At 61.8% G+C, this 12334-nt stretch carries 10 protein-coding genes; 1 reads left to right on the forward strand and 9 read right to left on the reverse strand.

What is annotated here, in order from left to right; genetic code table 11:
* Positions 1–31: 31 nt before the first annotated feature.
* The 3 genes from EAY64_RS10735 to phoB all read right to left on the reverse strand — a co-directional run bounded on the left by EAY64_RS10735 (position 32) and on the right by phoB (position 2480).
* Complete coding sequence (locus EAY64_RS10735; protein WP_103524764.1) at positions 32–331, reverse strand: Dabb family protein; 300 nt, start codon at positions 329–331, stop codon at positions 32–34.
* A 132-nt stretch (positions 332–463) separates the two neighbouring features.
* On the reverse strand, positions 464–1783 hold the full coding sequence (gene phoR, locus EAY64_RS10740; protein ID WP_103524765.1) for a phosphate regulon sensor histidine kinase PhoR: 1320 nt from the start codon (positions 1781–1783) through the stop codon (positions 464–466).
* Positions 1784–1790: 7 nt separating this feature from the next.
* Entirely contained in the window at positions 1791–2480 is a 690-nt protein-coding gene (gene phoB, locus EAY64_RS10745; protein WP_059284683.1) for a phosphate regulon transcriptional regulator PhoB, read from the reverse strand.
* Positions 2481–2933: 453 nt separating this feature from the next.
* Here phoB and EAY64_RS10750 point away from each other — a divergent pair, with 453 nt between their 5' ends.
* Positions 2934–3377, forward strand: coding sequence for an Lrp/AsnC family transcriptional regulator (locus tag EAY64_RS10750; protein WP_059284682.1), 444 nt, complete (start codon positions 2934–2936; stop codon positions 3375–3377).
* A 208-nt stretch (positions 3378–3585) separates the two neighbouring features.
* Here EAY64_RS10750 and gap read toward each other — a convergent pair whose 3' ends face one another.
* The 6 genes from gap to EAY64_RS10780 form a co-directional block, all read right to left on the reverse strand.
* Complete coding sequence (gap, locus tag EAY64_RS10755; RefSeq protein WP_103524840.1) at positions 3586–4596, reverse strand: type I glyceraldehyde-3-phosphate dehydrogenase; 1011 nt, start codon at positions 4594–4596, stop codon at positions 3586–3588.
* A gap of 175 nt (positions 4597–4771) precedes the next feature.
* Positions 4772–6514, reverse strand: coding sequence for an N-acetylglucosamine-specific PTS transporter subunit IIBC (nagE, locus tag EAY64_RS10760; protein ID WP_103524766.1), 1743 nt, complete (start codon positions 6512–6514; stop codon positions 4772–4774).
* A gap of 63 nt (positions 6515–6577) precedes the next feature.
* The gene (gene ptsP / locus EAY64_RS10765; protein ID WP_103524767.1) at positions 6578–9076 is read right to left on the reverse strand and encodes a phosphoenolpyruvate--protein phosphotransferase; all 2499 of its coding nucleotides are present in this window, start codon (positions 9074–9076) and stop codon (positions 6578–6580) included.
* A 172-nt stretch (positions 9077–9248) separates the two neighbouring features.
* Positions 9249–10271, reverse strand: a complete 1023-nt coding sequence (locus tag EAY64_RS10770; RefSeq protein WP_226034331.1) for an SIS domain-containing protein — start codon at positions 10269–10271, stop codon at positions 9249–9251.
* Positions 10252–11373 (reverse strand): N-acetylglucosamine-6-phosphate deacetylase, encoded by a 1122-nt coding sequence (gene nagA, locus EAY64_RS10775; protein WP_103524769.1) that lies wholly within the window; start codon positions 11371–11373, stop codon positions 10252–10254. Before nagA ends, EAY64_RS10770 begins: the two co-directional genes overlap by 20 nt.
* A complete protein-coding gene (locus tag EAY64_RS10780) occupies positions 11370–12104 on the reverse strand; it encodes a GntR family transcriptional regulator (protein WP_059286461.1) in 735 nt (244 codons plus the stop codon). Before EAY64_RS10780 ends, nagA begins: the two co-directional genes overlap by 4 nt.
* Between the last annotated feature and the right edge of the window lie 230 nt (positions 12105–12334).

A 12334-nucleotide genomic window follows, 5' to 3' on the forward strand; every position in this document is an offset into this window, starting at 1 on the left:
CAGGCCAAGCCCCAAACGCAGCGATTTTCCGCTAACTTGCATGGAAATCACTGACTAAAACGTCATCAACAAATGGTTTGAGGAAAGAAACGAAATCCAGATGGGCCGGATGGTGCAGATAAGCATCACGGGCGGCAGCATCGGCAAAGCTTAACAGCCAGCCGTGGCTGAAACCCTGCTGCAAGCCTTCCGGGCTGCAATCCGGCCCGCCAGCAAAGGACTGAATGCCGGGAATGAGTGCAGGCAAGGCGGCAAAGCGTCGGCTGATCTCGGCAATGTCAGACGGCGTGCTCGCCGCAGTAAAACGCAGCAACACCACATGATGCAGCATGGCCGTTCCTTAGCAGAAGGGAGACTTGCCATGCTACCTGCCATGAGGCGGGCTGGCGAGAGCTGGCCAGACTGCCGGCCCAGAACCTGCCGATAGTGGCCTGCGCTGCGTGCAGGCCACTCAGCGCGTCAATCAGGCGCGGTGGGAACCGTTTTCCGGTTCGGCAGAACGTTCGCGCTGGAAAATCACACTGAACGTACTGCCCTTGTCCGGTTCGCTCTTGATATCCAGCCTGGCGTTGTGGCGGGCAATCACATGCTTGACGATGGCCAGGCCAAGGCCGGTGCCGCCATTGCCACGGGAACGGCCACGGTCCACCCGGTAAAAGCGCTCGGTCAAGCGCGGGATATGCTCGCGCGGAATGCCGATGCCGCTGTCCTTGACGGAAAAACGCAGGCGTTCGCCTTCGGCCTTCCACGACAGGGTGATGGCGCCGCCTTCCGGGGTGTAACGCACGGCATTGGATACCAGATTGCCAAACGCCGAATGCAGCTCCTGCGCACTGCCCCACAGCCATTGGCTGCAATCCTTTTCCAGCTTGATCTGGTGACGGCCCTGCGACAGCCCTTCGGCCTCCACCATCAGGGTATCCAGCATCAGCTGCATGTTCACCTTTTCCGCCACCGCGGCCTTGGGGCTGTTTTCCAGCCGCGACAGCGTCAGCAGATCTTCCACCAGGCTTTGCATGCGCCGCGACTGCTCCATCATCATCGGCAGAAAGTGGCTGAGTGTGGCCTGATCCACTTCTTCCATGTCGGACAGTGTCTCGAGAAAACCGCCCACCACCGTCAGCGGCGTGCGCAGTTCATGCGAAACATTGGCGACAAAATCGCGATGCACGGTCTGCACCCGTTCCAGCGAAGTGATGTCGCGGCTGAGCAGCAACTTGCGCGTGGAGTCGAAGGGCACCAGCTGCACCGAGATCACCAGCTCGCGCGGCTGGGTGAACTGCAACACCAGCGGCTGACTGAAGCTGGCGTTTTTCATATAGGCATGAAAACTGGGCTGGCGGATGAGATTGAGTATCTGGTTACCCACATCCTGCTTGCGGTCCAGATTCAGGTGCTCCATCGCCATCGGGTTGATCCACTCGATGCGGTCATGCTCGTCCAGCACCACCACCCCATCCGGCATGGCTTCGCCGGCATTGATGAAGCGTTCCAGCACATTGGTCAGCTTGCGCTTGCTCTGCATCTGGGTACGCATGGTGCGGTACAGGGTCATGAACACCGTATGCCAGGCACCAAAGCCATCCGGCACCCGCTCGGCTGTGGGGTGGTCAAGCCAGCGCAGCAACAGGGCAATGTGATAGAGATGAAATCCCAGCCAGGCCAACAGGCTGAGACAGGCAGCGATCAGGCCTTCAATCGGGCCGGAAAAGGCCCAGAAGCCCAGGCCGATGAAGAGGATGACAATCAGCCAAACCAGGGTACGCTGCAGGAATTCTCGCAAGACTGCCTCACTGCTGAGTGGAGAAACGGTAACCTGTGCCGCGAACGGTCTGAATCAGGGCATCGTGGCCGGTGGTTTCCAACGAACTGCGCAGGCGGCGGATATGCACGTCGACCGTACGCTCCTCCACGAAGACATGATCACCCCACACCTGATCGAGCAGCTGGGAACGCGAGTGTACACGCTCCGGGTGCGTCATGAAGAAATGCAGCAGGCGGAATTCGGTCGGCCCCAGATCGATGGTGCCGCCATTGCCGCTGACGCGATGGGTGATCGGGTCCAGCCGCAAGCCCTGTACCTCGACCGCATCATCGGTCATCTGCGGCGCACGGCGACGCAATACGGCTTTGATGCGGGCCAGCAGCTCGCGCGGCGAAAACGGTTTGGTGATGTAATCATCAGCACCGGACTCCAGCCCGGTAATCTTGTCCTGCTCGTCGGAGCGGGCAGTCAGCATGATGATGGGGATGTGCTTGGTGCGTTCGTCCGAACGCAGGCGCTTGGCGATATCCACCCCGGAAGCACCCGGCAGCATCCAGTCCAGCAACACCAGGTCGGGCAGTGCATTACGCACCAGGGTCAGGGCAGCTTCGGCCGTACTGGCGCGCAAGACGTGATGCCCCGCCTGGGTGAGGTTAAAGGCGATCAGTTCCTGAATCGCCGGTTCGTCTTCAACGAGCAAAATATTGGCAGCCATGTATCGGTCCAGTCCCGGTTTGATTATGGCAAGGATAAAAACCAGCGATTACAGAAATATGACATTTCTTAAATAGTTGCCGAAACTTTTACCGCACGCGCCAGCACAGGGGGCAAGGCTGTCATCTTGCCATGCCTGATCCGGAAAACAGGCAAAAAAAACGGGCCTGCCACAAGGCAGACCCGGAATGGCCTTCGTCAAAAATTTGTTTGTCTGACTTGAGACCAGGGACAAAGAGATCACCAGGACAGTTTCAAACGGGTTACATGCAAATGAACCCATCAGCAACGAATCCGGACAAGAGCCATCCCGACGGGACAGTGCCGAAACAGCTCTGATACGGCAGGCATTGTACGGAGCAAGCAGCAATAATTTAATGTAAAAATATGGGATTTTTCGCATTAATGCCTTGTAAAATAGCTTTTTAAAGCCATTAAACTTTCGATTCGAAGCATGGATAAATTCGACAAAAAAATTCTGGCTGCCCTGCACGAAAATGCCCGTATCAGCTTTGCCGAACTGGCCCGCCGGGTGAACCTGTCGGCACCGGCCATTGCCGACCGGGTGGCCAAGCTGGAAGCACAAGGCGTCATCACCGGCTACCATGCCCAGATCGATCCGGCCAAGGTTGGCCTGCCCATTTTCTGCATGATCGAGCTGACGGTGAAACATCTGGAGTACTACGTGGTGCTGGAAAGAATCCGCAATATGCCGCAGGTACTGGAGTGCGCCTCCATCACCGGCACCAGCGGCCTGATGATGAAAGTGGCAGTCGATACCATGCCCAGCCTGCAGGCACTGATTGCCCAGTTGATGCAGTTTGGCGATACCAAGACCTCCATCATCATCGACATGCCGGTTGCACCGCGCATGCCGCAACTGCTCCAGGACGACTGAAAGCCGCGGCCTCCACGGCCGACACGGTGCATCCCAGGCAAAAAAATGGCCGAAGAATCGACGATTCTTCGGCCAAACTCTTGGGAGAGACCATATAGAAGCACATCTACGAACGAAGCACCCAAGCAGGCATCTTCTGACCAATGCCTGCCGGGTTTACTGCACCGGTTTCCCCCTGGCGGTTCTGACGCCACCAGGGAGAAACGGATTACTTGGCAGCCACCCAGGCCAGCGAGGTGTCGAGCATGCGGTTGGCAAAGCCCCACTCGTTGTCGTACCAGGACAGTACCTTGACTTCACGGCCGGCGATGACACGGGTCAGCGTGGAATCAAACACGCTGGAAGCCGGGTGGTGCAGGAAGTCACGCGAAACCAGCGGCAGGGTGTTGACGGCCAGCACGCCGGCCAGACGGCCCTTGGCCGCGGTGCTGATCAGCTCGTTGACCTCTTCCACCGTGGTGTCACGGGAGGAAGTGAAGGTCAGGTCAACCAGCGAGACATTGCTGACCGGGACACGGACAGCAAAGCCATCCAGCTTGCCTTTCAGCTTGGGCAGCACCAGGCCCACAGCGGCAGCGGCACCGGTCTTGGTCGGGATCATCGACACGGCGGCAGAACGGGCACGGCGCAGGTCGGAGTGATCAGTATCCAGCAACACCTGGTCGTTGGTGTAGGCGTGGATGGTAGTCATCAGGCCGCGTTCGATACCGATGGTGTCGATCAGCGGCTGTACCAGCGGGGCCAGGCAGTTGGTGGTGCAGGACGCATTGGAGACCACGGTCATGGCGCTGGTGAGTACATCGTCGTTGACACCGAACACTACGGTGGCATCAGCGTCGTTGGCCGGAGCCGAAATCAGCACGCGCTTGGCACCGGCTTCCAGATGCAGGGCGGCCTTGTCGCGTTTGGTGAAGATGCCGGTACATTCCAGTACCACATCCACGCCCAGTTCTTTCCACGGCAGCTCGGCCGGGTTGCGGATGGACAGCAGCTTGATCGGCTTGCCGTTCACCACCAGGGCATCGCCTTCCAGCGCAATGGTGCCACCGAAAGGGCCATGCACGCTGTCAAAGCGGGTGAGGTGTTCGTGCAGTTCCGGCTTGCCCAGGTCATTGATGGCCACGATTTCGATATCGCGGTCAGCAAAACGCTCCTGCCAGGCGCGGACCACCATGCGGCCGATACGGCCGTAACCATTAATGGCAACTTTCAACGTCATGATGCATCCTCCAAAATGATAATGGCGCAAGGTCATCTAAGCGTGCCCTGCGCCATTCAATTTCTGCTCCTTTTGCTCTGTAAGCAAGCGACTACAAAAGTAGTGTGCAGGCTACCAACAAAGCGGTGAAATCCTTGTCAGACAAGGCTCGCCGCCCTGTAGTGGCCGAATGCGCTCATGCCTGCAACAAACTGGCAAAAGGAGCAGGGTCTTCTGCCAATACCACATGTAGCAGATTGCCAGAAAATGTGGTCACACCACGCGCGCCCAGGGCGTGCAGGGCCTGTTCATCCACCAGGCTGGCATCGGCTACTTCCACCCGCAGGCGGCTGCCGGCCACGGCTTCCACATGCTTAACATTAGCTGCTCCACCCAGGGCCTGCAGCCAGTCATTGCGCTGGCCACTACTGGCCACGGCCCTGACGCTGCTCACCACCACCGCAGGGGCGGCGTTATCCGTCACCGCCCCCCCCTGCTGCAGAGCCGTGCGGATTTCATCAGAGATCAGATCGGCCTCCGGCCCCAGCACCACTTGCACACTGCCGGCTGCCGGCTTGATCAGCCCACGCGAGCCCAGGGCCTTGAGCGCGGCTTCGTCCACCTTGGCGTTATCCGCCACCTGCAGGCGCAGGCGGGTGGTGCAGGCATCCACCGACTTCAGGTTGGCCGCCCCACCCAGCGCCAGGATGAAGCCATGCGCACGCGCCGAGCCTTCCACCACTTGTACGGCAACTTGCGGGGCATCCTCCCGTCCCATGGTCTGCAGATTGAACTTGCGGATAAAGAAGCTGAACAGGCTGTAATACACCACGAAATAGAGCAGGCCCACCGGCAGCAGCAGCCACGGTTTCTGGGCAATGCCGAAGTTGAGCAGGTAATCGAACAGGCCGGCAGAGAAGCCGAAACCAAGATGCACGCCCAGCGCATACATCAGCGCCATGGAAACACCGGTCAGCACGGCATGGATGGCATACAGCACGGGAGCCAGGAACATGAAGGCGAATTCGACCGGCTCGGTCACGCCGGTCAGGAAGGCCGTCAGCGCCATCGAGAACAGCACGCCGCCCACCGCAGCCTTGTTTTCCGGCTTGGCCGCCCGATACATCGCCAGGCAGGCGGCGGGCAGGCCGAACATCATCACCGGGAAAAAGCCGCTCATGAACATGCCGGCACTCTTGTCACCAGCAAAGAAACGGGTCAGGTCGCCGTGCACCAGCTTGCCGGCGGCATCGGTGTAATCACCCACCTGGAACCACACCATGGTATTGAGGATGTGATGCAGACCGGTGACGATGAGCAGGCGGTTGAGGATGCCGTACAGGAACAGGCCGATTTCGCCAACGCCGATCAGCCATTTGCCCAGCGCATCGATACCGTTCTGCACCGGCGGCCAGGCCAGGCCTAGCAAGACACCCAGCAGCAGCATGGCAAAGCCGGTGGCAATCGGGACAAAGCGTTTGCCGCCGAAGAAGGCCAGATAGGTGGGCAGCTTGATGTCCTTGTAGCGGTTGTACAGCACACCGGCCACCAGGCCTGCCAGAATGCCGGCCAGTACGCCCATATTGATGGCGAAAGGCTTGCCCGCCGGATCAAGGTGCACCAGCGACTTGAAGCCCTCGTAGCCCAGCAGGGTGTCGGGCATCACTTTCAGCACCGCGGTCAGCACCATATAGCCGATGGCACCGGCCAGCCCGGCCGCACCATTGTTGTCGCGGGCAAAACCCACGGCCACGCCGATGGCAAAAATCAGCGCCAGATTGCCAAAAATGGCATCACCGGCCTGGGCCATCACCTTGATGTTCAACAGATCCGGCTGGCCCAGCCGCAATAGCAAGCCGGCCACCGGCAATACGGCAATCGGCAGCATCAGGGCACGGCCCAGCTGCTGGATGCCCGCAAACTTGTTCTGTGTACTCACCTCAACTCCTCCTTGGGTTTATCGGATGGCCTGCTGGCCATCCCGTTTTGTCCGCAAGCCGGCTCAGGCAGCCGGCCAACAGTGTTGTGCGCGTTGGCGTACTTCGTGGGCAGAAGACAGCAGCTGCATGGCGCGTGCTTCGCGCTGGCATGCGGCAAAATCCAGCACGCGGATGCGGCTCTTGATTTCCGGTACCAGGCCTGGACTGACCGATAGTTCGGTCACGCCCAGCCCGACCAGCACCGGTACCGCAAGCGGATCGGAAGCCAGGGCACCGCACACACCCACCCACTTGCCATGCTGGCGTGCGCCCTCCACCGTCATGGCGATCAGCCGCAACAGCGCGGGGTGCAGGGCATCCATCCGCGATGCCAGCGTGGCATTGCAGCGGTCCATGGCCAGGGTGTACTGGGTCAGGTCATTGGTACCGATAGAGAGAAAATCGGCATGACGGGCCAACTGGTCGGCTAGCAGGGCCGCGGCAGGTACTTCGATCATCACGCCCAGCTGTGGACGCTCGCTCAAGCCCAGTTGACCGGCCAACAGCTCCAGCCGCTGCCTTACCCGCAACAGTTCGTCGACTTCGCTGATCATCGGCAGCAGGATGCGCAGCCGTGACAGCGGCTGTACCGCCAACAGGGCGTTCAGCTGCATATCAAGCAGGGCCGGGTCGGCAAAGCCGCTACGGATGCCGCGCAAGCCCAGTGCCGGATTCGTCTCGGCCGGCAGCTGCAGATAAGGCAGTTCCTTGTCGCCGCCCACATCCAGGGTGCGGATGATGACGGGACGCTCCGGCATGGCATCCAATACCGCCTGATAAGCCTGTTGCTGCTCGGCGGCATCCGGTGCCTGCTGCCGGTCGATGAACAGGAATTCGGTCCGGGTCAGGCCCACGCTGTCCGCGCCATGGCGCAGGCCGTCGCGGGCCTCATCGGCATTGGCAACATTGACGGCCACCTCGATGCTGACACCATCCAGCGTGACGGCGGCGGCATTGGCGCAGGCCTGCATGTGTTGTCGCCGCTGGGCCAGGGCGGCAATGCGCCCGGCGGCCTCACTCAAGCTGCGCTCATCCGGTGCCGGATGACACCAGCCCTGGCTGGCATCCAGCAAGACCTGTTGCCCGGTACGCAGCTGCAGTGCGGACGGCCCGCATGCCACCAGGGCCGGAATGCCCAAAGCGCGGGCCAGAATGGCCACATGCGCCGTGGCGCCACCTGCGGCGGTAATCATGCCGGCCACCTTGTCTTGCGGCAGACTGGTCAGTTGCGACGGGGCCAGATCCTCGGCTACCAGAATGACCGGGGCGCTCAATTGCAGTGGCTGGCTCTGCTCGCCCAGCAGGATCTGCAGCAACTGACGCTGCAAATCGCGCAAGTCGGCAATGCGCTCGGCCAGCAGCGGATTGCCCAGCGCAGCCAGCAACTGGCACTGGGTACTGATGGCCTGGCGAAAGGCAAAACCGGCAGTCAGACCGCTGGCGATGCCCTGCTGGCAGGCCTGCAATAGCTCCGGGTCGTCCAGCAAGGCCAGATGAGCTGAAAAGATTTCGCTTTGTGCCTGCGCTCCACGGCGCAGGGCATCGTTGACGGACTGGCCTATCCGGCCACGCAGCTGCTGCAAGGCTTGCTGCAGCCAGCGTGCTTCCGGCAGTGGATCATCGGCCCATTGCGCCGGTTCCGGCTCGCGGCTATCCAGCCTGAGTACCGGAGCGATGGCCAGACCGGGCGCAGCGCACACGCCGCTCAACATGCCAGCCGCCACCGTAGGCCGAGCCACCGGCTGTGCCGTGGCATGCGCGCCCTGGCTACGGGTCTGCAACGCGGCAATGACGGCGGCAGCCGCCGCTGCGGCATCGCTGCCCTGTGCCAGCACCTCGACATCGTCCTCTTCGGCAACACCCAAAGTCATCAGTGCCACCATGCTTTTGGCGTTGACGCTATGTCCCTTGAACGCAACCTGCACCTGGGCGGCAAACGGCCGCGCCGCATTCTGTACCAGTGCTGCCGGGCGGGCATGCAGGCCGCCGGCATGCCGTACCGTGGCACGCCCATGGCTTTCGCTGGTCAGCTCGTTGGCATACGTAGTGGTGGCGGCAGGCAAGGCATGCAGACGCAGCAACGGCGTTTGTCCTGCCTGCGCCAGCCCGCTGGCGCGCTCGTCCAGCTGGTAGTGTTCGCCGTTGGCGATCACCAGCATGCTGATCAGCGAAGCTGCCCGGCGCGCCACGACATCCAGATCGACCTCGATCAAGGCCTGCCCCTGTCGCACGCGGTCGCCCTGTGCCACCAGGGCAGTAAAGCCGGCCCCACCCAGCTGCACGGTGTCGATGCCGATATGCAGCAGGATTTCCGCGCCATTGGCAGCAGTCAGTGTCAGGGCGTGGTGGGTGCGCGCCAACTGGCTGATGACGCCATCACAGGGGGCAAGCAGGGTGGAGGACAGGGGTTCGATGGCCAGGCCATCGCCCATCATCAGGCCGGCGAACACCGGATCGGGCACTTGCGGCAAGGACAGCAGCGGCCCGCTGAAAGGGGCCATGAGTTGCAGCGAAGGGTTCATCGACATCCTCCTGTCTAAGCCAGGAGGTGCCGTCCCGCAGGGAGGACTCCTGGCGTTCAGGCCCTGCCCGGCCTGCTGCGCCAGCAATAGGCGCAAGCCGGGCCGGACACGGCGCCAAACCGTGCCTGGTCTGTCATTGGCGGCCTGCTGGCAGCCATGTCTGGATCAGGCTTCAATGCGTGCGCGTTACCTTGGACAGATGACGCGGGGTATCGGGATTGAGGCCACGCGCCTCGGACAATCGTGCAGCCATCAGGTAGAAGCTCTGGATGGCCAGCAAGGGATCCAGTGCCTCGTCATCCGCAACACTGAGCGTCAGGTCACGGCTGGGCTCATCGGCCGGCGCGGCCAGCAGCACCCGCGCTCCACGGCCACGCATCTCGGCGGCCAGGGCAATCAGCCCCTGCTGCTCCGGTCCTCGCGGGGCAAACACCAGCAAGGGGTAGCCTTCGTCGATCAGCGCCATCGGCCCATGCTTGATTTCCGCACCAGAGAAGGCTTCGGCCTGGATGGCGCAGGTTTCCTTGAACTTGAGCGCAGCTTCCAATGCCACGGCAAAGCCGAGACCGCGCCCGACCACCATGATGCGTTCGGCACCAGCCAGCACCGGAATGGCAGCACTCCAGTCCTGGCGGCAGGCCTCTTTCAGTTGCTCCGGCAGCGCATCCAGCGCCCGCAGCAGGCCGTTATCACCCTGCCAGTGCGCCACCAGCCGGGCCACCGCCGACAGCGAGGCGATATAGCTCTTGGTGGCGGCCACGCTCTTTTCCTCGCCGGCACACAAGGGTAGCGACCACTCACAGGCAGCAGCCAGCGGCGATTCATGCTTGTTGACCAGCGCCACGGTGCGGGCACCGGCTTCGGCCAGGCGGCTCATGGTGTCGATCAGGTCCGGGCTCTGGCCCGACTGCGACAGCGCCACCGCCAGTTGTCCCTTCACCGCCAGCGGCGCGTGATGCAGGGTCACCAGCGACATGGGCAGGGACACCACCGGCACACCCAGGCGCTGCATGGCCAGATAGGCAAAATAGCTGGCAGCATGGTCGGAGCTGCCACGCGCCACGGTCAGCGCCAGTGTGGGCCGGGCGGTAGCCAGTTCGCGGCCCAGCACCGCCAGGCCCTCGTCGGCATACATGTGTTGTGTGGCCACGGCATCCGCCGCAGATAGCGCTTCTTCATACATCAGAGACGACAAGGTGTTCCCCTTCCAGGTAGACATCCAGCAAATTCAAGGCATCATCCAGCACCAGCACATCGGCCCAGGCGCCGGCTTCCAGCCGGCCACGGTCGGCATGGCCCAGGTAGTCGGCCGGATACAAGGACAGCCGGTGTGAGGCCTCGGCCAGCGGCAGCCCGATGGCCAGCAGATTGCGCAAGGCCTGATCCATGGTCAGCGTACTGCCGGCCAGCGTGCCGTCGGCAAGCCGCACTCCCCCCATGCACTTGGTCACCGCATGCGAACCGAGCTTGTACTCACCGTCCGGCATGCCGGCAGCGGCAGTGGAGTCGGTGACGCAGTACAGCCGCGGAATGGCACGCAAGGCAGTACGGATGGCGCCGGGATGCACATGCAGCAGGTCCGGGATCAGCTCGGCATATTCGGCATGCGCCAGCGCGGCCCCCACCATGCCCGGCTCGCGGTGATGCAGGCCGCTCATGGCATTGAACAAATGGGTAAAACCAGCCGCACCCTGCTGCAGCGCTTGCACGCCATCCTCGTAACTACCCAGGGTATGGCCGATCTGCACCCGGATGCCGGCATCGCTCAGCGCACGGATGATCTCCATATGGCCGGGAATTTCCGGTGCCAGCGTCAGCAGCGCGATGGGGGCCAGTTGACCCAGCTTGTCGATTTGCGACAGCACGGCACGACAAGCATCGTCCGGCTGGGCACCCAGCTTGCCCGGATTGATGTACGGGCCTTCCAGATGCACGCCCAGCAGCCGTGCCGTGCCGGGGGTGCGCTGACGGCAGCAAGGCCCCAGCGCGGCCAACACGTTTTCAATCTCGTCCATTGGCGCGGTCATGGTGGTGGCCAGCATGGCGGTGGTGCCATGCTGCGCATGCAGCCGGGCAACCGCTTCGGCCGCGCGGCCGCCTTCCATGATGTCCACCCCGCCGCCGCCGTGTACATGCAGGTCGATAAAGCCGGGCAGGATGTAACGCTCTACCGCGCGGCCAGAGGCCAGCCGGCCATCGATGGCGGCGATGCGGCCATCCGCACCCAGGGTGATCGTGCCGTCCAGCCAGCCATTGCCGCTCAGGATGCGGCCCTGCAGTACATGTTGTGTCGTCATCGTCTCAGTTCAGCGACAAAGTCGTAGTAATCGTTACGGCAATAGGTATCAGTCAGTTCTATTGCCAGATTGTCGGCATTGAAGCCGATCCGGGTAATCAACAGCATGGCCTCGCCCTGGCGGATGCCGGCCAGCGCCGCAATCTCCGGCGAGGCATTCACCGCCCGGATATGCTGCAAGGCGCGCACCACCGAGTGGCCAGCGGCATCCAGGTAGGCGTACAGCGAGTTGCCTACTTTATGCGGCTCTGGCAGATAGGCCACTGGCAATGTGGTCATCTCTATCGCCATCACCACGCCATCAGCCAGCCGCTGCCGCTTCAGCCGCGCCACCTGCGAGGTGGGGGACAAGCCCAGCTTGATCACCTCGTCGTTGCTGGGCGGATGAATGCCCCGCTCCAGCCATACCGACGAAGGTTCGAACCCGCGCTGACGCAGCTGTTCGGTAAATCCGGTCAGCCGCGACAGGGGCTGCTCCAGCCGGGGCGTGATAAAGGTGCCCGAGCCATGACGGCGGCGAATCAGCCCCTGCTCCAGCAATACATCCATGGCCTTGCGGGCAGTTACCCGCGAAATACCGAGTTCTTCAGAAAAAGTCCGCTCCGATGGCAGGGCCTCATCGGCCTGCCACCAGCCGGCATTAATGGCATCGGCCAGTTTTCTGGCCAGTTGCAAATACAGCGGGGTGGTGGATTCACCCTCGGGCTTGAGTGCACTCCAGCGATTTTCCATAAGCGGTCTGCATGTGGTCTTGACGATAACAGGCTCAATATCGCACTCATTCCCGGCTGCGCCTAGCGGCTGGATTGCTGATGAAGTTAATACCACTTAAATACCACGTCAATACCAATTTTCTCGAATCATCAGTAAATCCATGATCATTGGCAAAACGACAGGTAGTAGCTGCCACCAGCGCTGGGCATCTTGCAAGCACGGTTTGCTGGCTGCCATATCAAGTACAA

This window comes from Aquitalea palustris, assembly GCF_003693445.1.
Lineage (GTDB): Bacteria > Pseudomonadota > Gammaproteobacteria > Burkholderiales > Chromobacteriaceae > Aquitalea > Aquitalea palustris.